This window comes from Dickeya lacustris (assembly GCF_029635795.1).
GTDB lineage: Bacteria > Pseudomonadota > Gammaproteobacteria > Enterobacterales > Enterobacteriaceae > Dickeya > Dickeya lacustris.
On the sequence record NZ_CP114280.1, the window covers coordinates 1,291,081 to 1,312,686 of the forward strand.

Annotated in this window: 18 protein-coding genes; 17 read left to right on the forward strand and 1 reads right to left on the reverse strand. The window is 56.0% G+C overall.

Going from position 1 to position 21,606, the window contains the following annotated elements; all coding sequences use genetic code 11:
* The first annotated feature begins 2 nt into the window (after positions 1 to 2).
* Complete coding sequence (nuoN, locus tag O1Q98_RS05790; protein WP_125260088.1) at positions 3 to 1,460, forward strand: NADH-quinone oxidoreductase subunit NuoN; 1,458 nt, start codon at positions 3 to 5, stop codon at positions 1,458 to 1,460.
* Between the two features lie 566 nt (positions 1,461 to 2,026).
* Here nuoN and O1Q98_RS05795 read toward each other — a convergent pair.
* On the reverse strand, positions 2,027 to 2,908 hold the full coding sequence (locus O1Q98_RS05795) for a PhzF family phenazine biosynthesis protein (RefSeq protein WP_125260087.1): 882 nt from the start codon (positions 2,906 to 2,908) through the stop codon (positions 2,027 to 2,029).
* 197 nt (positions 2,909 to 3,105) lie between these two features.
* Here O1Q98_RS05795 and O1Q98_RS05800 point away from each other — a divergent pair, with 197 nt between their 5' ends.
* The 16 genes from O1Q98_RS05800 (at position 3,106) to O1Q98_RS05875 (ending at position 21,038) form a co-directional block, all read left to right on the forward strand.
* The gene (locus O1Q98_RS05800) at positions 3,106 to 4,698 is read left to right on the forward strand and encodes an ABC-F family ATPase (RefSeq protein WP_125260086.1); all 1,593 of its coding nucleotides are present in this window, start codon (positions 3,106 to 3,108) and stop codon (positions 4,696 to 4,698) included.
* A gap of 542 nt (positions 4,699 to 5,240) precedes the next feature.
* Entirely contained in the window at positions 5,241 to 6,368 is a 1,128-nt protein-coding gene (gene hybO / locus O1Q98_RS05805; protein ID WP_125260085.1) for a hydrogenase 2 small subunit, read from the forward strand.
* A 3-nt stretch (positions 6,369 to 6,371) separates the two neighbouring features.
* Positions 6,372 to 7,388: a hydrogenase 2 operon protein HybA gene (gene hybA / locus O1Q98_RS05810; RefSeq protein WP_125260084.1), complete on the forward strand. Its 1,017-nt coding sequence runs from the start codon at positions 6,372 to 6,374 to the stop codon at positions 7,386 to 7,388.
* Positions 7,375 to 8,574, forward strand: a complete 1,200-nt coding sequence (hybB, locus tag O1Q98_RS05815) for a Ni/Fe-hydrogenase cytochrome b subunit (protein WP_125260083.1) — start codon at positions 7,375 to 7,377, stop codon at positions 8,572 to 8,574. The genes hybA and hybB overlap by 14 nt, the downstream gene beginning before the upstream one ends.
* On the forward strand, positions 8,552 to 10,258 hold the full coding sequence (gene hybC / locus O1Q98_RS05820; protein ID WP_125260082.1) for a hydrogenase 2 large subunit: 1,707 nt from the start codon (positions 8,552 to 8,554) through the stop codon (positions 10,256 to 10,258). The genes hybB and hybC overlap by 23 nt, the downstream gene beginning before the upstream one ends.
* Positions 10,258 to 10,758 (forward strand): HyaD/HybD family hydrogenase maturation endopeptidase, encoded by a 501-nt coding sequence (locus O1Q98_RS05825; protein ID WP_125260081.1) that lies wholly within the window; start codon positions 10,258 to 10,260, stop codon positions 10,756 to 10,758. Before hybC ends, O1Q98_RS05825 begins: the two co-directional genes overlap by 1 nt.
* Before the next feature lie 46 nt (positions 10,759 to 10,804).
* Positions 10,805 to 11,314 (forward strand): hydrogenase-2 assembly chaperone, encoded by a 510-nt coding sequence (gene hybE, locus O1Q98_RS05830; protein WP_416232424.1) that lies wholly within the window; start codon positions 10,805 to 10,807, stop codon positions 11,312 to 11,314.
* Positions 11,307 to 11,648 (forward strand): hydrogenase maturation nickel metallochaperone HypA, encoded by a 342-nt coding sequence (gene hypA, locus O1Q98_RS05835; RefSeq protein ID WP_125260079.1) that lies wholly within the window; start codon positions 11,307 to 11,309, stop codon positions 11,646 to 11,648. Before hybE ends, hypA begins: the two co-directional genes overlap by 8 nt.
* Positions 11,649 to 11,712: 64 nt before the next feature.
* Positions 11,713 to 12,987, forward strand: a complete 1,275-nt coding sequence (hypB, locus tag O1Q98_RS05840; protein WP_125260078.1) for a hydrogenase nickel incorporation protein HypB — start codon at positions 11,713 to 11,715, stop codon at positions 12,985 to 12,987.
* A gap of 2 nt (positions 12,988 to 12,989) precedes the next feature.
* Positions 12,990 to 13,280 (forward strand): hydrogenase maturation factor HybG, encoded by a 291-nt coding sequence (gene hybG / locus O1Q98_RS05845; RefSeq protein ID WP_125260191.1) that lies wholly within the window; start codon positions 12,990 to 12,992, stop codon positions 13,278 to 13,280.
* Complete coding sequence (hypD, locus tag O1Q98_RS05850; RefSeq protein ID WP_125260077.1) at positions 13,264 to 14,379, forward strand: hydrogenase formation protein HypD; 1,116 nt, start codon at positions 13,264 to 13,266, stop codon at positions 14,377 to 14,379. Before hybG ends, hypD begins: the two co-directional genes overlap by 17 nt.
* Positions 14,379 to 15,407 (forward strand): hydrogenase expression/formation protein HypE, encoded by a 1,029-nt coding sequence (hypE, locus tag O1Q98_RS05855; protein WP_125260190.1) that lies wholly within the window; start codon positions 14,379 to 14,381, stop codon positions 15,405 to 15,407. The genes hypD and hypE overlap by 1 nt, the downstream gene beginning before the upstream one ends.
* A gap of 368 nt (positions 15,408 to 15,775) precedes the next feature.
* Entirely contained in the window at positions 15,776 to 18,088 is a 2,313-nt protein-coding gene (gene hypF, locus O1Q98_RS05860) for a carbamoyltransferase HypF (RefSeq protein ID WP_125260076.1), read from the forward strand.
* 121 nt (positions 18,089 to 18,209) lie between these two features.
* Entirely contained in the window at positions 18,210 to 18,719 is a 510-nt protein-coding gene (locus O1Q98_RS05865; RefSeq protein WP_125260075.1) for a YlaC family protein, read from the forward strand.
* Between the two features lie 125 nt (positions 18,720 to 18,844).
* The gene (locus tag O1Q98_RS05870; protein WP_125260074.1) at positions 18,845 to 19,576 is read left to right on the forward strand and encodes a glutamine amidotransferase; all 732 of its coding nucleotides are present in this window, start codon (positions 18,845 to 18,847) and stop codon (positions 19,574 to 19,576) included.
* Between the two features lie 70 nt (positions 19,577 to 19,646).
* The gene (locus tag O1Q98_RS05875; protein WP_278143694.1) at positions 19,647 to 21,038 is read left to right on the forward strand and encodes an aminotransferase-like domain-containing protein; all 1,392 of its coding nucleotides are present in this window, start codon (positions 19,647 to 19,649) and stop codon (positions 21,036 to 21,038) included.
* The last annotated feature ends 568 nt before the right edge of the window (positions 21,039 to 21,606 follow it).

Below are 21,606 nucleotides of genomic sequence, written 5' to 3' on the forward strand. Positions count from 1 at the left end.
CCATGACAATAACTCCTCAACAACTAATCGCGATATCGCCACTGTTAATCGTTGGATTAACAGTCGTGGTGGTGATGCTGTGCATTGCGTGGCGACGCAACCATTTTATCAACGCAACACTGACGGTTATCGGCCTGAATATTGCGCTGCTCTCGTTATATCTGGTCGGCCAGGTTGGGCCGACAGATGTCACACCGCTTATCCGGGTCGATGGTTTTTCCATGTTTTATACCGGGTTGGTGTTAGCGGCGAGTCTGGCAACCAGTACCTTTGCCTATCCGTGGCTTGAAGGGTATCCCGATAACAAAGATGAGTTCTACCTGCTGGTGTTGATTGCTGCGATGGGCGGCATTCTGTTAGCCAGCGCCAATCATCTGGCGGCGTTCTTCATCGGTATCGAGCTTATCTCTCTGCCGTTATTCGGTATGGTTGGCTATGCGTTTCGCCAAAAGCGTTCGCTGGAAGCGGCTATCAAGTACATGTTGCTGTCCGCTGCTGCGTCTTCGTTCCTGCTGTTTGGTATGGCGCTGGTCTATGCCGATTCTGGCAACCTCAGTTTTGCCAGTCTCGGTAAAAGCCTGAGTGATCACCAGTTGCATGCACCGCTATTGCTGGCGGGGCTCGGTATGATGCTGGTCGGCTTAGGCTTTAAATTGTCGCTGGTTCCGTTCCATTTGTGGACGCCCGATGTGTATCAGGGAGCGCCTGCGCCGGTTTCGACTTTTTTGGCCACAGCCAGCAAAATTGCCATTTTCGGTGCAGTAATGCGTTTGTTTCTCTATGCGCCGTTGGTGGATAGCGAATCGGTACGCACCACATTAGCCGTAATAGCCTTTGCCTCTATTCTGTTTGGCAACCTGATGGCCGTCGCGCAGAGCAACATCAAGCGTCTGCTGGGTTACTCGTCTATCGCGCATCTCGGGTATCTGCTGGTTGCGCTGATTGCGGTACAGACTCACCAGTTAGCGCTGGAAACCATCGGTGTGTATCTGGCGGGTTATTTGTTCAGCAGCCTTGGTGCCTTTGGTGTTGTCAGCCTGATGTCGAGCCCTTATCGCGGCCCGGATGCCGATTCGCTGTTCTCTTACCGTGGCCTGTTTTGGCATAAGCCGATTTTGTCTGCGGTGATGACGGTGATGATGTTATCACTGGCGGGTATCCCGATGACGCTCGGCTTTTTCGGCAAATTCTATGTGCTGGCGGTTGGCGTGAGCGCACACCTGTGGTGGCTTAGTGCCGCTGTGGTGGTAGGCAGTGCCATTGGTTTGTACTACTACCTGCGTGTGTTGGTGAGCCTGTATTTGAGCGCGCCGCAAACCCTAAACCGTGATACGCCGAATAACTGGGCGTTGACGGCGGGTGGCGTTGTCGTGCTGATTTCCTCGGTATTAGTCTTGCTGCTGGGCCTCTATCCACAACCGCTGATTTCGCTGGTGCAACTGGCGCAGCCGTTGATGTAATGCCCTTCTTTGTTCCAGCTAAAAGCCGCGACATGTTCGCGGCTTTTTTTATGGCTGCAATTGCGGCGTTGAGAAATACGGGGCGCAACGGTTAATAATAAACGGCACGATTAACTGATAAGCAGAACGATGTGTGTCACAAGGGGGAAATGCGCAAGAGGCTACAGAGAAACGGACGGTAATTAGGGTGAAAACGCGATGATAGATGGGATGGAAGGTGGCGGGATGGGAGAAAAACTAAAGCCGCCATGTACAACCTGATGGCGGCTTTTAGTCTACGGCGCTCATATTAAAACGGGCTGATGATAGAGCCGATGCGTTCGCAGTAGGTAACATAGATGTCTGCCAGTTTTTTGAAAAAGCCAGTGAATGCGTTCATGTGTATTCTCCGTTAGTGTTAATCAGGTGATTTAATGTGATGTTCGTCACGGTTTTTATAGTAGTAGATCAGAAACGCGATTTCAACTTTTTCGTGATGAAAGTCACATTAATTTATCGATCATAACGATCTGGCGATAATTGACCTTTCTGAGGATGAACGTCAGTCACGTGACCGGCAGAGACTGTCATAGCGTAATGTGTCCGTTAATCAATGTATTACTGTGCCCGCCAATCCAGGGGTAGCCATCCACATAAGTCACGCTGATGCGGCCGTCCCGATAGAGCATCGTGCCTTGTCGTACCAGATAGCCAAGAAGGGGAGAGGCGCATTCCGGCAACGGCTGATGTTGCAGCACTCGGGCTATACAGGCGTTAGCGCTACCTGTCACGGGGTCTTCTACCAGCGTTTCACCAGCGATAAAGAATGCTCGGACTTCGTAATCCAGCTCATGATGGCTTTCATGCGGGCCGTACAACGCAACCCCATCACACTGGGTCTTTTCCAGTAATTGTTGCAGTAATGTTGAGTCAGGCGTTGCCTGCAGGCAGGCTTGAGCGCTTTGCATCGGAACGGTTAGCCAGCGAATGCCCATATCAACCCTGACCACGGGGTGAGCGGTGTGATGAAAGTGGCTGCCAATGGCATCGCCAGTCAGCCCCGGTTGGCCAATATCCGGCATCGATAAGAGGGCATCCGGCGCGCGGAATGCCAATTGGCCGTTATCATGGCGCGCAATCGGCACCAGCCCGATACCACATTGCTGGATAAGCTGATGGGGAACATGCGGAACCAGTCCTGCTTCCAGCAAGGCATGAGCCGTGCCTAACGTCGGGTGCCCGGCGAAAGGCAGCTCTTGCGCTGGCGTAAAAATACGCACGCGATAGTCGGCCTGTGGGTCATCGGGCGTAAGAACAAAGGTGGTTTCTGACAGATTTGTCCAGCGAGCGATAGCTTGCATCGCTTCGTCATCAAGGCCATCGGCATCGAGAATGACGGCAAGCGGGTTTCCTTTACAGGCTTGTTGACTGAATACATCAACCTGTTTGAAGCGGCGTGGTGTTGGCATCATGACTTCCCTGGGCAAATAAAATCAGCTGCTATTATGGCGGCTTAGGAGAGGGCTGTCTTGTCCTGGCCGGTATCAGAGGGAGTAAGATTCTTGCATTTCTTTTTTGGTTGAAAAGTGTTCGATATTCACCGGGATTCTCGCACCGGCTTATGGCATAATGCGCGCCAAATCACATTGTTAACTGAGTAAATGCGGTGCTGGTAACTAACAACATTACGATGCAATTTGGCAGTAAGCCATTGTTTGAAAACATTTCCGTCAAATTTGGTGGTGGTAATCGCTACGGTTTGATTGGCGCAAATGGCTGCGGTAAGTCTACCTTTATGAAAATTTTGGGAGGCGATTTGGCGCCGACGACGGGAAACGTCGCGCTTGATCCTAATGAGCGCCTTGGTAAGTTGCGCCAGGATCAGTTTGCTTTTGAGCAATATACGGTGCTGGATACCGTCATCATGGGCCATACCGAATTGTGGCAAGTCAAGGAAGAGCGCGATCGCATCTATGCGCTGAGTGACATGAGCGAAGAGGATGGCTACCGGGTCGCCGACCTGGAAGTGAAATACGGTGAAATGGATGGCTATAGCGCCGAAGCGCGCGCCGGTGAGTTGCTGCTGGGCGTTGGTATTGCGCAGGATCTGCATTATGGCCCGATGAGCGAAGTCGCCCCCGGCTGGAAACTGCGTGTGCTGCTGGCGCAAGCGCTGTTTTCCAACCCGGATATACTGCTGCTGGACGAACCCACCAACAACCTGGACATTGATACCATTCGTTGGCTGGAGCAGGTGCTGAATGAACGTAACAGCACCATGATTATCATTTCCCATGACCGCCACTTCCTGAATATGGTCTGTACCCATATGGCCGATTTGGATTACGGCGAGTTGCGTATTTATCCTGGCAACTACGATGAATACATGACGGCAGCAACACAGTCGCGCGAACGCCTGTTGTCAGATAACGCGAAAAAGAAAGCGCAGATTGCCGAGTTGCAGTCATTTGTCAGCCGCTTTAGCGCTAACGCGTCCAAATCTCGTCAGGCAACATCGCGTGCCCGTCAGATAGAGAAAATCCAGCTTGAGGAAGTGAAAGCTTCCAGCCGTCAAAACCCGTTCATTCGCTTTGAACAGGATAAAAAACTGTTTCGTAATGCGCTGGAGCTGGACGGCCTGAGCAAAGGCTTTGATAACGGCCCGCTGTTTAGCGGCCTGAAAATGCTGATAGAGGTCGGTGAGAAGGTGGCTATTCTCGGCACCAACGGTATCGGTAAATCCACCTTGCTGAAAACGCTGGTCGGTGAGCTAACGCCGGATGCCGGGACGATGAAATGGTCAGAGAATGCCAGCATCGGCTATTACGCACAGGATCACGAATACGAATTTGATGGCGATCTCTCGGTGTTTGACTGGATGAGCCAGTGGAAGCAAGAGAGTGATGATGAACAGGCGGTGCGCAGCGTGCTGGGCCGGTTACTGTTCTCGCAAGATGACATCCGCAAGAAAGTGAAGGTGCTCTCTGGTGGTGAGAAAGGCCGCATGCTGTTTGGCAAGCTGATGATGCAAAAGCCGAATATTCTTATCATGGATGAACCCACCAACCATTTGGATATGGAATCCATCGAGTCACTCAACATGGCGCTGGAGATGTATCAGGGCACGCTGCTGTTTGTCTCCCATGACCGGGAATTCGTCAGTTCATTGGCAACCCGCGTTATCGAACTGACGCCGGGCAAAGTGGTTGACTTTAGCGGTAACTATGAAGATTACCTGCGCAGTCGTGGAATTGAATAAATTTATTTCATCGTTCGAAAAGAGAACAGCCGTTTAAAACGGCTGTTTTTTTATAATCAAAAAAAATAGCGGACAATAACTTCAATAATCTGAATAGTATGAATCCGGCAGCGGCTTTATCTCAAGCGGCTCGTTTTAAAAGTAAAGTATGTAAAGTAATTATATTATTTAATCAAAGTGGCGTGAAGAGGAAAAAGAAAATAAATCTTATTTATAGCGAAAGGATTAAATTAAAAAATATTTAAAATCAATAAGATAATATTTTTATTATAAGAGATATAACGCACACTTAAATCGATTAAGCTATTTTAGATCACAGAAAATATGCCTTTGGAACGCATTGAGATATTTTCTCATTTCCTCCGGGCTGCGAAAGATTTCAAAAAAATCCCGCTGCGGATAACGTCACATAAGGCACATAAATAATGTGCCTATCCCCAGACCACTTGATAAAGATCAAGTCGGTAATGTTATTTCACTCATTATCCTATGCCAGCACGTAATTGTGTTACTCCGACCTTGCTACAGGAGAATAATAAAGAATGAATGGGGAAAATATGATGCTTTCCCATCACGGTATTAATCGCCGTGATTTTATGAAGCTATGTGCCGCACTGGCCGCCACCATGGGGTTAAAAGATGCAGCGGCAGCGGAAATGGCCCAATCACTGACGTCTCCCCAGCGTCCGCCGGTGATTTGGATTGGCGCACAGGAATGTACCGGTTGTACGGAGTCCTTGTTGCGCTCGACCCACCCGACCATTGAAACCCTGCTGCTGAATACCATTTCGCTGGAATATCACGAGGTGCTGTCCGCCGCTTTTGGTGAGCAGGCCGAGGAGAATAAACACCGGGCTATTGAGCGCTATAAAGGGAAATATGTGCTGGTGGTGGATGGGTCTATTCCGCTCAAAGATGGCGGTATTTACTGCATGGTGGCCGGTAAACCGATTGTTGAGCATATTCGTGCGGCAGCAGAGCATGCGGCGGCGATTATTGCTATCGGCTCCTGCTCTGCCTGGGGCGGCGTGCCGGCAAGCGGGGCCAACCCGACTGGCGCGGCCAGTTTGCAGGAGGTTCTGCCGGGAAAAACCATCATCAATATTCCAGGCTGCCCGCCGAATCCGCATAACTTTCTGGCGACCGTCGCTCATGTCATCACCTATCAGCGCGCGCCTGCGCTCGATAGCCAGAACCGCCCGAATTTCGCGTATGCCCGCCTGATTCACGAAAACTGTGAACGTCGCCCGCATTTTGACGCCGGTCGTTTTGCCAAAGAATTTGGTGATGAAGGGCATCGGCAGGGCTGGTGTCTCTACCATTTGGGATGTAAAGGCCCGGAAACCTACGGCAACTGCTCGACGCTTGAGTTTTGCGACGTCGGCGGCGGTATCTGGCCGGTCGGTATCGGCCACCCTTGCTATGGCTGCAATGAAAAAGGCATCGGTTTTACCAAAGGGATTTTCCAGCTGGCCAACGTAGAAAACCCGACGCCGCGAGTGGAAAAACCTGCGGTGAATAGCCCTGAAGGCGGAAACAGCTCTGCCAGCGCCACCGGGCTTATCGGAGGTGTGCTGGGCGCAGTCGCCGGGGTTAGCCTGATGGCGGTACGCGAGTTGGGCCGTCAGCAAAAACAGCAGGATTGCGGAAATTCATCCCGGGAGGGTTAAGCGGTGAACAGACGCCATTTTTTCAAGCTGGCCTCCGCCGGGGCGCTATTGGCGGGGGCACCGCTCTCGACACAGGCAGCGGCGACAAATCGCGCGCCGATCCCCGGTGCGCTTGGCATGTTATATGACTCGACACTGTGTGTCGGGTGTCAGGCGTGCGTCAGTAAATGCCAGCAGCTCAACAAGCTCGACTATAAACCGGACAGTACGGTGTATGCCGGTGGTGCCGCGACGTGGTCGAATAACGACAAACTCAGCCCCTATACCAACAACATCATTCAGGTATGGAGCAGCGGCGAGGGTAAAAACAAGGATCAGGTGAAGGACGGTTACGCCTACATCAAAAAACAGTGTATGCACTGCGTTGATCCTAACTGTGTGTCGGTATGCCCGGTGTCGGCGCTGAAGAAAGACCCGAAAACCGGCGTGGTGCATTACGACGCCAGCATCTGTACCGGTTGCCGCTACTGCATGGTGGCGTGCCCGTTCAACGTGCCGAAGTACGACTATGAGAATGCGCTTGGCAAAATCCACAAGTGCGAGCTGTGCAACCAGCCCGAGCTGGCGCGGCTTGATAAAGGCGGTATGCCGGGGTGCGTTGAGGTTTGTCCTACCGGGGCGGTGATTTATGGCACGCGGGAACAGCTGTTGGACGAGGCGAAACGGCGGCTGGCCTTGCAGCCGGGCGATGAGTATGCCTACCCGCGCCAGACGCTAGGCACCAAAGACACCTATCTGCACACGGTGCCAAGCTATGAGCGCTATGTGTACGGTGAAAAAGAGGCCGGGGGCACCCAGGTGCTGGTGCTGGCCGGTGTGCCTTATCAGAATCTGGAAATGCCTGCGCTCGACCCGCTCTCTACCGGGGCGCGTTCAGAACACATCCAGCACACGTTGTACAAAGGCATGGTGCTGCCGCTGGCGGTGTTAGCGGGTCTGTCGGTGTTGGTACACCGTAATACCCGTGCTGAACGGGCAGCGGAGAATCACTCAGAGGAGAAACCCCATGACGGCGCATAAAGCAAGTCCATTGGGTGGGCGGCTGGTGAGTTGGCCGGTGATGCTGCTGGCTCCGCTGGTCGCAATTTGCGCGATCCTTATCGTGAAGCGTCTGTTTCTCGGTATCGGCTCGGTGGCGGATCTTAACGGCGGCTACCCGTGGGGGATCTGGATTGCGTTTGACCTGCTGGTCGGCACCGGCTTTGCCTGCGGCGGCTGGGCGTTGGCCTGGGCGGTGTACGTGTTTAACCGGGGAGAGTATCACCCGTTGGTACGACCGGCGCTGCTTGCCAGCCTGTTCGGTTATTCCCTCGGTGGCTTGTCTATCACCATTGACGTGGGGCGCTACTGGAACCTGCCTTACTTCTACATCCCCGGTTATTTCAACACCAACTCGGTGCTGTTTGAAACCGCCGTGTGCATGACGATTTATATCGGCGTGATGGCGCTGGAATTTGCGCCGGTGGTCTTTGAGCGCTTCGGCTGGAACGTGGCGTTAAAACGGCTCAACAAGGTGATGTTTTTCATCATTGCGTTGGGTGCGCTATTACCGACCATGCACCAGTCTTCGATGGGATCGCTGATGATTTCCGCCGGTTACAAAGTGCATCCGCTGTGGCAGAGCTATGAACTGCTGCCGCTGTTGTCACTGCTGACGGCGTTCATCATGGGCTTTTCGATAGTGATTTTCGAAGGCTCGCTGGTGCAGGCAGGGCTGAAGGGGCGCGGGCCGGATGAGCAAGCGCTGTTTCGCAAGCTGACGGTGCTGACGCGCGTGCTGGTGTTGCTGTTTTTGCTGGTGCGAGTGGGGGAAATCGTCTGGCATCAGAAAACGGCGCTGTTGTTTGCCGGCGATCGCTTTGCGCTGATGTTCTGGTGCGAAATGGCGCTGATGCTGGTGCCGCTGGTGGTGCTTCAGCAATCACGCTGCCGCCAGAATGCCCGCTGGCTGTTTGTCAGCGCACTCTGCATGTTGTTTGGCGCGGCGCTGTGGCGTCTTAGCTACTCGCTGCTGGCGTTTAACCCAGGCAATGGCTACCACTATTTTCCCAAAGCGCAGGAAATCCTTATCTCTATCGGCTTTGTCGCCATTGAGGTCTGCGCCTACATCTTGTTAATCCGTCTGCTGCCGGTACTGCCCGCGCTCACAGGCGAACACACGCATCATCAGGCTGAGGTAAAGCATGAGCCAACGCATCACCATTGATCCCATTACCCGTATCGAAGGGCATCTGCGCATTGACTGCGAAATAGAAAACGGCAAAGTCACCAAGGCCTGGTCATCCGGCACCATGTGGCGCGGTATGGAAGAAATCGTCAAAGGGCGTGACCCGCGCGACGCCTGGATGATCGTGCAGCGCATTTGCGGCGTATGCACCACGGTACATGCCATCGCCTCGGTACGTGCGGTGGAAAACGCGCTGGGTCTGAATGTGCCGGTGAATGCGCAGCACATCCGTAACCTGATTCTGGCGGCGCACAGTATTCACGACCATATCGTGCATTTTTATCAGTTGTCGGCGCTGGACTGGGTGGATGTCACCTCCGCGCTGAAAGCTGACCCGCAAAAAGCGGCGGCGATGTTAAAGGGGCTTTCTCACTGGCCGTTGAACAGCGCCGAAGAGTTCACCCGCGTACAGCAGAAACTGAACGATCTGGTGGCCAGCGGCCAGTTGGGGATTTTTGCCAACGGTTACTGGGGGCACCCGGCGATGTCACTGCCGCCGGAGGTAAACCTGATCGCCGTCGCTCACTATTTGCAGGCGCTGGAATGCCAGCGCGATGCTAACCGTATTGTGGCGATCCTCGGCGGTAAATCACCGCACATTCAGAATCTGGCGGTCGGCGGGGTTGCCAACCCGATAAATCTCGATGCGCCGGGCGTGCTTAACCTTGAACGCCTGATGTATGTGAAAAGCTTTATCGACCGGCTGGGCGATTTTATCGAGCAGGTCTACAAAGTCGATTGCGCCGTCATTGCCGCGCATTACCCGCAATGGCTGACGCTTGGGCGCGGCGCTGACCATTACCTGAGCGTGCCGGAGTTACCGACCGACAACAAGAACGGCAGTTTCCTGTTGCCGGGCGGCTATATCGAAAATAGCGACCTGTCGAGCTATCGCCCCATTACCAGCCATAGCGACACATTCCTGATAGACGGTATTCGCGAGAGCGGTAAGCACGCCTGGTATCAGGACGATCAGCCGCTGGCCCCGTGGGAGGGTTTGACGCGCCCGAACTACACCGGCTGGCATGAAGACGGCAAATACTCATGGGTGAAATCGCCAACCTTCTACGGCAAAACCGTCGAAGTCGGCCCGCTGGCATGGCTGCTTTGCAGTCTGGCGGCGAAACACAGCGGCACTCAGGCACATTTTGGCGCGATAAAAACGGCTTATCAGGCGTTAAGCGGTCGCCAACTGGAAGAAAAACACCTGCACTCCACATTAGGCCGGGTGATTGGCCGCACCGTGCATTGCTGTGTGCTGAAAGATACGCTGGCACAGCAGTGGCAGGCGCTGGTGGACAACATCGGCAGAGGCGACCACCAAACCTTCATCAAGCCGGATTTCTCACCCGATACCGAGTTTCACGGCGTCGGATTTGGGGAAATGCCGCGCGGCATGCTGTCGCACTGGATCGTGTTCAAAAACGGCAAGATAACCAACTATCAGGCGGTGGTGCCGTCCACCTGGACGTCTTGCCCACGCAACGGTGACGATAAGCCTGGCCCGTATGAGCAGTCGCTGGTGGGTACGCCGGTGGCTGACCCGCATAAACCGCTGGAAGTGGTGCGCACTATCCACTCGTTCGACCCGTGCATGTCCTGTGCGGTACATGTGGTGGATACCGTTAACGGCAACGAAGTCACCCGGGTGAAGGTGCTGTGATGAACATACTGGTGTTGGGGATTGGCAATATTCTGCTCAGTGATGAAGGGGTCGGGGTGCGGCTGGTGGAGCGACTGGAACAGCAGTACGTTCTGACGCCGACGGTCGATATCGTTGATGGCGGCACCTGCGGCATGGAGCTGATGGAGTGCATGGCCGGACGCGACCATTTAATTGTGGCGGATGCGGTGCTGACCGGTCAGGAGCCGGGCAGCGTGACGGTGCTGCGTGACCGGGAAGTCCCGGCGTTGTTTACCCGCAAGATTTCCCCGCACCAGTTAGGGTTGGCCGATGTGCTGATGGCGCTGCAACTGACCGGCGAGTTTCCCCGCCAGCTGACGCTGGTGGGGGTTGTGCCACAGACATTGGATTCCGGTATCGGCTTGTCCGATACCGTGACCCGAGCCCTGGAGCCTGCGCTGGCGCACATCATTGCGGCATTGCGTCACAGCGGTGTAACGGTAACGGAGCGCGCGACGCAGGAGGTGTGCGGTGAGTGACGTTTTTTCGCCCCCGGCCGGTGGCAATAGCAATAATCCGTCGCGAATACCCGATGAGCGCAAAGAATTGGTATGGATTGCGGGGCATGATCAGAGCCCTGAGGCCTGGCTGGATAGTGAATTCAGTCGTATCGCGCAAGAGCGTATGCAGTCATTGCCGTTTTATCGTCAGGGTATTGCGGTGCGGGCCTGTGGTTTTACGTTGTTTGAACAGCAGTGGATCGGTTGCCTGCTAACGCCGTGGATGATGAGTCTGCTGGTGTTGCCGGGGCCCGAACAGCAGTGGCCGCGCCGTGAGGTCTCTACGCGTCTGGCGCTGGCGCTACCCTGTGGCGATGTGACGTTTGTGGTGAGCGAAAGCGATAGCGGGCAGCAGTATCTGTCTTGTTCGCTGATGTCGCCGCTTGACCCGTCACTGGATGCAGAGCAGGCGCTGCAATTGGCGCAGCAAAGTGTACGCATGGCGCTGGCGCTACCGGTGCGCGATGCCGATGCGCCGCAAAATCTTGGCCGTCGGGCGCTGTTTGGTCGTTATCGGAGTGGTGGTCATGCATGAGATATCCATGTGCTATAACGCGCTGGAATTGATTGAACAGCAAGCTCGTCAGCACGGTGCCAGCCGGGTGACGGGCGTATGGCTGGAGATTGGCGCGCTGTCCTGTATTGAAGAGAGCGCGCTGCGGTTTTGTTTTGAGTCGGTTTGTCGTCAGACATTGGCTGAGGATTGCCAGTTGCACGTGTCGATACGCCCGGCGCAGGCCTGGTGTTGGGAGTGCAGCCAGGTGGTAGAGGTCGTCAGCCATGACAGCGGCTGCCCGCATTGCGGCAGCCTCAATTTGCGTGTTGACAGCGGCGACAGCCTGCAATTAAAGCAACTGGCGATTGAGTAGCTCGCGGCGTTCGGCGCGAGTCATCCGTTCAACGCGGTCTGGTTTGACCGAAGGAGTTATAGCAATGTGTACCACATGCGGTTGTGGCGAAGGAGAACGCCGGATTGAAGGTGATGAAGCAGCGCATTCACACCCCCACTCCCATACCCACGCTCATTCTCATGAACATACCCACGGCAATAGTCACAGCCTGTCTCATGGTCATCACCATCATCATGTGCACCGCCATGATCACGAACACGACCATGACCACAATCATGACCATGACCACAACCATGAACACGGGCATGACAACACGCATCACCATGGTCATGAACATCATCATGAGAACGGGGCACCGTCGGCTGCGCCGGGTGTGATTATTCATCACCACCATTACTACTATCACCACGGTGATGTTCATCACCACTATCATGGCGTAGCGCAGCCGCATTCTCATCATGCCCATTCCGGTGATCACCACCACGACCGGCACGATCATCATATTCATGACCATGACCATGACCATGACCATGACCATGACCATGACCATGCACAGGCTCGCCCGGCACGGCATGACGCGCCTTTCCAGCCGGTAGAGCAGGATCAAGACTTACATTATGGACAAGGCGCGGCGGGCACACACGCGCCGGGCATTGGCCAGCAGCGCTTGTTGCAGATTGAAATGGATGTGTTGAGCAAGAATAACCAGCTTGCCGCGCATAACCGCGAGCACTTTGATGACGCGCATATTCTGGCGCTGAATCTGGTTTCCAGCCCTGGGTCGGGCAAGACCACGCTACTGACCAACACCCTGCATCTGATAGGAAAAAACCTGCCCTGTGCGGTGATTGAAGGCGATCAGCAGACCACCAACGATGCCGAGCGTATCCGTGCGACCGGCGTCCCGGCGATTCAGGTCAACACCGGCAAGGGGTGCCATCTCGATGCGCAAATGGTGCATGACGCCATGCACCGCCTGCCGTTGCCCACCGGTAGCCTGTTGTTTATTGAAAACGTCGGCAATCTGGTGTGCCCGGCGGGGTTTGACCTGGGCGAGCGCCACAAAATAGCGGTGCTGTCCGTCACCGAAGGTGAAGACAAACCGCTGAAATATCCACACATGTTTGCTGCCGCGTCCCTGATGATTATCAACAAGATAGACTTGCTTCCCTACCTCGATTTTGATGTGGAAACCTGCGTGGCCAACGCGCGTCGCGTCAACCCGCACATTGAGGTAATTGCGCTATCGGCGCGTACCGGCGAGGGGATGGAAAGCTGGCTGGCATGGCTGGAAAAACAGTTGACCGCCCTGTTGCACGCATCGGCACAGCCGTCGTTGCCGTTGGCGGAGGGCTGATTATGTGTCTGGGCGTTCCCGGTAAAGTGGTCGCGGTCGGGCCGGATCTGCATTATCCGGCGCGGGTGGATGTCTGCGGTGTGCAGCGTGAGGTGAATATCGCGCTGGTCTGTGAGGGCTCGCCGGAAAGTCTGGTGGGGCAATGGGTGTTGGTACACGTCGGCTTTGCCATGAGTCTGCTCGATGAGCAGGAAGCGCAAGAAACCCTGGCCGCCCTCCAGTCGATGCAGGCCGTCGGGCTGGAGCTCGATGAAGTCAGGCAAACCGGAGCAGTCTATGCAGTACGTGGATGAATTTCGTGACCCCGAATTAGCCAAAGCGCTGTTGCAACGGATTCAGGCGCTGGTGGATGACATGCCAGAATTGAAAACCCGGCCATTGCAATTGATGGAGGTGTGCGGCGGGCACACCCATGCCATTTTCAAATTTGGCATTGACCGGTTGTTACCGGCAGAAATTGAATTTGTACACGGGCCGGGGTGCCCGGTATGCGTGTTACCCATGGGGCGCATTGATGCCTGCCTGGAGATTGCCGCGCGCCCCGACGTGATTTTCTGTACCTTTGGCGACGCGATGCGTGTACCGGGGCGCAACGGCTCCTTGCTGGATGCCCGACGCCACGGCGCAGACGTGCGCGTGGTCTACTCGCCGCTCGATGCGCTGGCACTGGCGCAGCAACACCCCGACCGGCAGGTGGTATTTTTCGGGCTGGGGTTTGAAACCACCATGCCCGGCAGCGCGCTGACATTGCAACAGGCGAAACGCCGTGGGGTACACAATTTTTCGCTGTTCTGTCAGCACATTACCATCATCCCGACATTACAAAGCCTGCTGGAGCAGCCGGATCTGCGCATCGACGGCTTTCTGGCTCCGGGGCATGTCAGCATGGTGATTGGTTCACACCCGTATCAGCCGTTATGTGAACAATTCCATAAACCGTTTGTGGTGACGGGGTTTGAACCGCTCGATATTTTACAGGCGTTGCTGATGCTGGTGCAGCAGTTACATGATGACCGCTGTGCGGTGGAAAACCAGTATCGCCGTATTGTGCCCGACAGCGGCAACGTGCTGGCGCAACAGGCGATGGCGGAGGTGTTTACAACCAAGGCCCACAGCGAGTGGCGCGGGCTTGGCGACATCGCTAACTCGGGGATGCAATTGCGTGAAGAGTATGCGGAATTTGACGCCGAGCGCCGTTTTAATCCGCAACAGCAGCAGGTGGCGGATGAGCCGCTATCACGCTGTGGCGATGTTTTAACCGGGCGCTGTAAACCGGGCGACTGCCCGCTGTTTGGCGCACGCTGTACGCCGCAGAATGCCATTGGCGCGCTAATGGTGTCATCCGAAGGGGCGTGTGCGGCTTATTATCAGTATCGACGGGAGTGCGCATGATGAAGCACAGTTTATTGCCAAAAGAGATAACCCTGGCGCACGGCAGCGGCGGGCGGGCGATGCAACAGCTGATTGAAAGCCTGTTTCTGCCGATATTTGATAACCCATTGCTGGCCGCGCGTGAAGATCAGGCGCGCCTGCCGCTGGCAGAGCTGAGTGCGCAAGGCGACCGGCTGGCGTTCACCACCGACAGCTACGTCATTGACCCGATTGAATTTCCCGGCGGCGATATCGGTAAGCTGGCGGTGTGCGGTACCGCCAACGACCTGGCGGTCAGCGGCGCGACACCGCGCTATCTCTCCTGCGGGTTTATTCTGGAAGAAGGGCTTGCGGGCGAAACGCTGTGGCGCATTGTTAACTCGATGGCGCAGACCGCCCGCGATGCCGGTATCCAGATAGTCACCGGCGATACCAAAGTGGTGCCGCGCGGGGCGGCAGACAAAATCTTTATCAATACCGCCGGGATTGGCGTGATTGCGCCGCAGGTGAATTGGGCCGCCAGTGAAATTCGCCCCGGCGACCGGCTGATGGTGAGCGGCACGCTTGGCGACCACGGCGCAACTATCCTGAACCTGCGTGAGAACCTGGGTCTCGAAGCGAGCCTGCACAGCGATTGCGCCGTACTGACGCCACTGATTGCGCCGCTGCGCCACATTGACGGCGTGCGGGCGCTGCGTGACGCCACGCGCGGCGGCGTCACGGCGATTCTGCATGAATTTGCCGAAGCCAGCGGCTGCGGGATGTCGGTTAACGAAGCGGCGCTGCCGGTCAAAGCGCAAGTGCGCGGCATCTGTGAATTATTGGGGCTGGAGGCGCTGAATTTTGCCAACGAAGGCAAACTGGTGCTGGTGGTTTCACCCGAGGCGGAAAATGCCGTGCTGGATGCGCTACGCAGCCATCCGCTCGGGCGTGATGCGGCGGTGATTGGCCACGTCACCGAGCAAAAACAGGTGCGGCTGTGCGGGGTGTTTGGCACCTCCCGCCTGCTGGATTTACCCCACAGCGAACCGATGCCAAGGATTTGCTGACAAGCAGCTGTTGATAAACAGCCGAACTATTTTTATTGGCAAGATAGTGAGGGATTTCGTGCGCGATAAGCCATATGGTTTCTCTGTTCTTTCATCGCACGCACGACAAGGAGAGGCTCAAACGCCGCCTCTCCTTGACCTCTGGCTGGTCGCTAAACTGTGCCGCTGCGCGGTACCTTCGGCGTTCGCCTTCGCTGTTCGGGCCGCCTGTGACGTGCTCCCGGCACGGCACAGGCTTTCGCCGCATCCATGCGGCTCACCCGGCGAAGTCACCCACCTCAGCACAGTTTTTGACGCAGAAAAAATGAACTTTCGCGTCTTTGCTGCAAAAACTCCATCCTGGAGATCCCAGGTACAGGTTCTTACCTATGTCAGCGATTAATGTACAGACGACATCCGGCATTGAGATTCGCGTTAAGGGCAAAGTGCAGGGGGTGGGGTTTCGCCCTTATGTCTGGCAAATTGCGCACCGCCTGGGAGCGAAAGGCAGCGTGTTAAATGACGGCGCAGGGGTGTTAGTCCGACTGTGGCCTGCGAGCGCCGAGGCGGATTTCATTAGCGCACTGTACGCCGAATGCCCGCCGCTGGCGCAGATTGACGCGCTGGCCTGTCAGCCTTATCACTGGGCGCAGAGCCCGGATGATTTTGTCATTGAACACAGCGGCAGCGGTGCGATGGATACCCATATCGTGCCGGATGCCGCCACCTGCGAGCCGTGCCGTCAGGAGCTGTTCGACCCGAAAAACCGTCGCTATGGCTACCCCTTTATCAACTGCACGCACTGCGGCCCGCGTTTTACCATCATCCGCCAGATGCCCTATGACCGCCCTTATACCTCAATGGCCGCTTTTCCGCTGTGCCCGGATTGCCAGCAAGAGTATCAACACCCGGCGGATAGACGCTTTCACGCCCAGCCGAATGCCTGCCCGGTGTGTGGCCCGCAGGTGTGGTTGTGTGACAGCACCGGCACGCGGGCGAGTGGCCGTGACGCCATTGCGCAGGCGGCAGCTGCATTAGGCGATGGGCAAATTGTGGCACTGAAAGGGATTGGCGGCTTTCATCTTGCCTGTGATGCCAGCAGCGAGCAGGCCGTTGCCCGCTTGCGCGCGCGCAAGCGTCGCCCGTCTAAACCACTGGCGGTGATGCTGCATCAGGCGGAGGCGTTGGCGCGTTATAGCACGGTTGCGGATACCCAGGCGGCATTACGGTTACTGCAAAGCCCGGCGGCACCGATTGTGTTGCTGGCGTTGCGCCCGGACAGTGGGCTGGCCGATGCGATTGCCCCGGGGCTTGATGAAGTGGGCTTTATGTTGCCCGCCAACCCGTTGCAGCATCTGTTGCTGGCGGCGACCGGACGACCGCTGGTGATGACCTCGGGTAATGCCAATGGTCAACCGCCCGCGCTGGATAACGGCGAGGCATTAACGACGCTTGCCGGGATAGCCGATCTTTGGCTCATGCATGACAGAGACATCGTGCAGCGTGCGGATGATTCGGTGGTACGGCTTGATGACGGGCACGCAAGTGTTATCCGGCGTGCGCGCGGGTATGTACCGGATGCGCTGCCGCTGCCGCCGGGGTTTGATGATGTGCCTGCGCTACTGGCAATGGGTGCGGATTTGAAAAACACCTTTTGCCTGCTGCGTGGGCAAAGCGCCATTCTCAGCCAGCATCTGGGGGATTTGACCGAAGAGCGGGTGATGCAGCAATACCAGCAGGCGCAGGCGCTGTTTACCGATATCTACCGTTTCACGCCGCAGGCGATTGTGGTTGACGCACACCCCGGTTATCTCAGCCACCAGCTCGGGCAGCAACTGGCGCAACAGCAGGCTATTCCCTGCATCAGCGTGTTGCACCACCACGCGCATATTGTGGCTTGTCTGGCCGAGCATCAGTGGCCACGCGACGGCGGCGCGGTGATTGGCCTGGCGCTGGATGGCATTGGTTATGGCGGCGAGTCGCGCTGGTGGGGGGCAGAGTGCCTGCGGGTAGATTACGCCCGTTGCCAGTATCTGGGCGGCTTACCGGCGGTGGCGCTACCGGGCGGCGATATGGCTGCGCGCCAGCCGTGGCGCAACCTGCTGGCGCAGTGGCAGGCGTTTGTGCCGCACTGGCAGCAGTATGACGAAGCCCGGGTTATCCCGACGGCGGCCATTACGCTACTGACGCAGGCGATTACCCGTGGGCTCAATGCGCCTCTGGCCTCTTCCGCCGGGCGTTTATTTGATGCCGTTGCCGCCGCCTGCGGTTTTGCCGGTGAGCAGAGTTGGGAGGGCGAGGCTGCTTGCTGGCTGGAAGCGCTGGCGCGCCAGCACCCGGTTCAGGATGCCACCACAGCCGCGTTCCCGGTGACGATGCCGCTGCGTGGTCAGCACCTCGACCTGGCGACATTCTGGCAGCAGTGGCTGGCGTATACGGCGTCACCGGCGGCGCGGGCGCTGGCGTTTCATGTGGCGCTGGCCGATGGGCTGGCTGAACTGGTACGGCAGGCGGCACGGGCGCATCAGTTAAATACGGTGGTGTGTTGTGGCGGGGTGATGCATAACCGCTTGCTGGTGCGTTTGCTGCGTCAACGGCTGGCTGGAATGCAATTTTTGTTGCCTGAACGTCTGCCGGCAGGCGACGGCGGCCTGTCGCTGGGACAAGCGTTAATTGCCGCCAGCCAGTGGCCGCACGGATAACGGGCAGGGCGAAAACCGGCATGACAAACTGTTATAGTTTTTTCTAACCAAACTGTATCTGTTATAGCGCAATGGCGCATGCTAACGTGCCGCTCGTGTCATCATCAGCGTGGAGAACGGCATGGAGGAGATAGAGCGCCTGCTTTGTGAGGAAATTGAACGGCTTAACCGTGAGGAGCGGCGCGACAACCGCGTGCGTTTCAGCCGACAGTTTATGCGCGGCCACCCGTATCTGTTCGGCGGTATGCTGGTCAGTTATATCCCGGTGGCGATGATACTCTGGTACGCGCCGTATTTCGGCCTGCCTTATGTCATGGGGTTCACGCTTTTTTTAGTGGCGATGTCGCTGGCGATGTCAATGGATATCAACCCCCGCTACCGTTACGAAGACATAGACCAACTGGATTTGCGGGTGTGCTACAACGGCGAATGGTACAACAGCCGCCATGTTTCCCGCGCCACGCTTGAGGCCATTCTCAATAGCCCTAACGTCGAGACCGCCGTCAAAGCGCGCATCAAGCGGTTGTGGCAGACGAAAGGGGCGCTCTATTTTTATGACGTTTTTTCACAGGCCAAATACACCGCACCGCCTGAAAAAACCGGGCTGATATCCCCTCGCCCAACGGCCTAGAGTAACCGGCCTGTCCGATAGGCTATCGCTAGAGCGGTTCTCGCGACGCTCGAGCGATGACAGCGGCGGGCGCGGCATGATAGGGTCATGGTTCATTTCGTTTTCTCCAGAGGTTAACCCACGCCATGACCATGCCAGACGCCACCGCCACCACACCCGCCCGCTCTTTGCTGATTGTTCAGATGGGCGAGCCTCCTGAACCTATCGCCCGTACCGTGGGACAACAGGCCGACTGGTTTAGCCAGGCGCTGGCAGAGGAGTTGGCATACACCGGGGGGCATTTGCAGGTGGTACGGCCCGATGCCGGTGATGCCTTACCGCCAGCGCAAGAGCATGATGCGGCCATCATTAGCGGCTCCTGGTCAATGGTGACGGATAAGCTTTCGTGGAGTGAGCGCACCGCACAGTGGGTGCGCGAACGTGTCGGCATGGGGCGGCCCTTGCTCGGTATTTGTTATGGGCACCAGTTGTTGGCGCATGCGCTGGGTGGCGAGGTGGCGGATAACCCGAACGGGCGAGAGATGGGGCTGAAAACGGTAACGCTGCATGAACAAGCGGCAGAGGATAGGTTACTGGCGGCGCTGCCCGCGCAGTTTAGCGCGTATCTGAGCCATCTCCAGTCGGTGATAACCCCTCCGGCAGGCGCACAGGTCTTGGCTGCCTCGGAGCTCGACGGCTGCCAGATAATCCGCTATGCGCCACACACCCTCTCTTTTCAGTTTCACCCCGAGATGGATGCCGCAGTCATGAACGCCTGTCTGCGTCACAGCGCGCTGCCGGAACTGGTGGCGAACGAAGAGCCGGTGTGGGCGCGTCGGCTGCTGCGTGATTTTGTGCAGCACGCCCTTTCCCGTTAATCCGGGCAAGGCCGGAGAGATGGCGGTGGGCCGTGCAAAGCAGGCTAAATTTGAGCAGTTAGCCCATCAAATGCGTGAGCAATTGCATTCCGGTCTCTGGCGGCCTGGGGAGAAGTTGCCTTCGCTGCGTGAGAAAGCGGCGCATTGCGGCCTGAGCCTGATGACGGTGCTGCATACTTACCAACTGTTGGAGAGTGAGGGGCGGATCGTTTCCCGCCCCCAGTCAGGTTATTACGTTGCGCCGAATATTGTACGCCCGGCGACGCCGCTTGCCTGTGGCGAGGCGGTACAACTGGCTGAAAAGGTCGATGTGAATGACTTTATTTTCGATGTATTGCGCGCCAGCCGCTCCCCTGCGGTGGTGCCCTTTGGTTCAGCCTTTCCCGATCCGCGCCTGTTTCCCCAGCGCCAGTTAACGCGTTCATTGGCGCAGGTAGCACGGCGCATGCAACCGGAGAGCGCGGTTGACAGCCTGCCGCCCGGCAACGAGCAACTGCGCAAGCAGATAGCCCAGCGCTATGCGCTGCAAGGTATCGCGGTGTCACCTGATGAAATTGTCATCACCAGCGGGGCGCTGGAGTCGCTCAATTTGTGCCTGCAATGGCTGACCCGGCCAGGGGATTATGTTGTTATCGAGTCGCCTGCGTTTTATGGCGCACTACAGGCGATAGAGCGGCTGCAACTTAAAGCGATTACCATTGCCGCCGACCCGCATACCGGCATTGATTTGGCCGCGCTCGAACAGGCTTTGCAGCACTATCCCATCCGTGCCTGCTGGCTGATGACCAATTTTCACAACCCGCTGGGTTACACTTTGTCCTGGCAGAAAAAGCAGCAACTGGCTGCGTTGTTGCGCACCTATCAGGTCGCGCTGATTGAAGATGATGTCTATGGTGAGCTCTACAGCGGCAAGCACCGGCCGCTGCCGGTCAAAGCGCTGGATAGCGATGGGCGTATGTTGCACTGCGCCTCGTTTTCTAAAAATCTGGTGGCCGGATTTCGCGTTGGCTGGGTTGCGGCGGGGCACTCGGCTGAAGGTATTCAACGGTTGCAATTAATGAGCACGCTTGCCACCAGCGCGCCGATGCAACTGGCGATAGCCGATTATCTGGCAACCAGCAATTATGACAGCCATCTGCGGCGGTTGCGGCGCACGCTAGCGCAGCGTAAGCAACGCCTGTATCAGGCAATGAAAGCGTGCTTCCCGGCTGAAGTGGATATTTATTATGCTGAGGGCGGTTATTTTATCTGGCTGGGGCTGCCGGAAGGCAGCAACAGCATCACACTATATCAGCAGGCGTTGGCTCAGGGCATTAGCCTTGCGCCAGGACGAATGTTTACCACTGATGATAGATTCGATCGTTATTTCCGCATTAATGCCTCGTTTGAATGGCAGAGCAAAACCGAACAGGCGGTGCGGAAACTGGCGGAGTTATTACGTCAGGCGTTAGCGCAGGGCTGACACAGCGTTACCCGTCACACCTATCCGTAAGCGTATTTTTCCACTTATCGCGTTAATACAGTCAGTTCGTTATTTTAAATAGCGAGCGCATATACCGTTATTGTATTTCTCTTTATTTTTCTTTAATTCTTTTTTATCTATCGCGGTATTTATTTATAACGCGGTGATGGCAGCGCTTATTTTTTATCAGGCCGACACGGGATGAAAACAGCGAGTGAATACCGGATCAATTGTTAATATTAATTTAATATTTTCTCATTGCAATCAATGTCGCAATACAATCGATATGTAAAAAAATGCATAACGATAAGGCGGCTGATAGTCTGATGTTAATGAGAATTATTCTACATAAGCCGGTGTTAACGTTAAAAAAAACCTTTTCTATAATGAAGTGTGACGGATTTGTTGTTATTGAGATAATTGCTTGGCGCTTTTTATTTGCCAGCGCATAATACATACGTGTAGTGTGGTTTTGTGTGAAAAAACCCAACAATCATTCATACCAATAAAGCATTAATACACCAATACGATGTATACCCTCCATCATCCAAGTGGCAGGAAGGCGGCG

What these genes read in the sequence shown, in the direction of transcription:
- nuoN (WP_125260088.1), top strand. Translation starts at nt 3, where the DNA reads ATGACAATAACTCCTCAACAACTAATCGCGATATCGCCACTGTTAATC.
- O1Q98_RS05795 (WP_125260087.1), bottom strand. Translation starts at nt 2,908, where the DNA reads ATGCCAACACCACGCCGCTTCAAACAGGTTGATGTATTCAGTCAACAA.
- hybO (WP_125260085.1), top strand. Translation starts at nt 5,241, where the DNA reads ATGAATGGGGAAAATATGATGCTTTCCCATCACGGTATTAATCGCCGT.
- hybB (WP_125260083.1), top strand. Translation starts at nt 7,375, where the DNA reads ATGACGGCGCATAAAGCAAGTCCATTGGGTGGGCGGCTGGTGAGTTGG.
- hybC (WP_125260082.1), top strand. Translation starts at nt 8,552, where the DNA reads ATGAGCCAACGCATCACCATTGATCCCATTACCCGTATCGAAGGGCAT.
- O1Q98_RS05825 (WP_125260081.1), top strand. Translation starts at nt 10,258, where the DNA reads ATGAACATACTGGTGTTGGGGATTGGCAATATTCTGCTCAGTGATGAA.
- hypA (WP_125260079.1), top strand. Translation starts at nt 11,307, where the DNA reads ATGCATGAGATATCCATGTGCTATAACGCGCTGGAATTGATTGAACAG.
- hypB (WP_125260078.1), top strand. Translation starts at nt 11,713, where the DNA reads ATGTGTACCACATGCGGTTGTGGCGAAGGAGAACGCCGGATTGAAGGT.
- hybG (WP_125260191.1), top strand. Translation starts at nt 12,990, where the DNA reads ATGTGTCTGGGCGTTCCCGGTAAAGTGGTCGCGGTCGGGCCGGATCTG.
- hypD (WP_125260077.1), top strand. Translation starts at nt 13,264, where the DNA reads ATGCAGTACGTGGATGAATTTCGTGACCCCGAATTAGCCAAAGCGCTG.
- hypE (WP_125260190.1), top strand. Translation starts at nt 14,379, where the DNA reads ATGAAGCACAGTTTATTGCCAAAAGAGATAACCCTGGCGCACGGCAGC.
- hypF (WP_125260076.1), top strand. Translation starts at nt 15,776, where the DNA reads ATGTCAGCGATTAATGTACAGACGACATCCGGCATTGAGATTCGCGTT.
- O1Q98_RS05865 (WP_125260075.1), top strand. Translation starts at nt 18,210, where the DNA reads ATGGAGGAGATAGAGCGCCTGCTTTGTGAGGAAATTGAACGGCTTAAC.
- O1Q98_RS05870 (WP_125260074.1), top strand. Translation starts at nt 18,845, where the DNA reads ATGACCATGCCAGACGCCACCGCCACCACACCCGCCCGCTCTTTGCTG.
- O1Q98_RS05875 (WP_278143694.1), top strand. Translation starts at nt 19,647, where the DNA reads ATGCGTGAGCAATTGCATTCCGGTCTCTGGCGGCCTGGGGAGAAGTTG.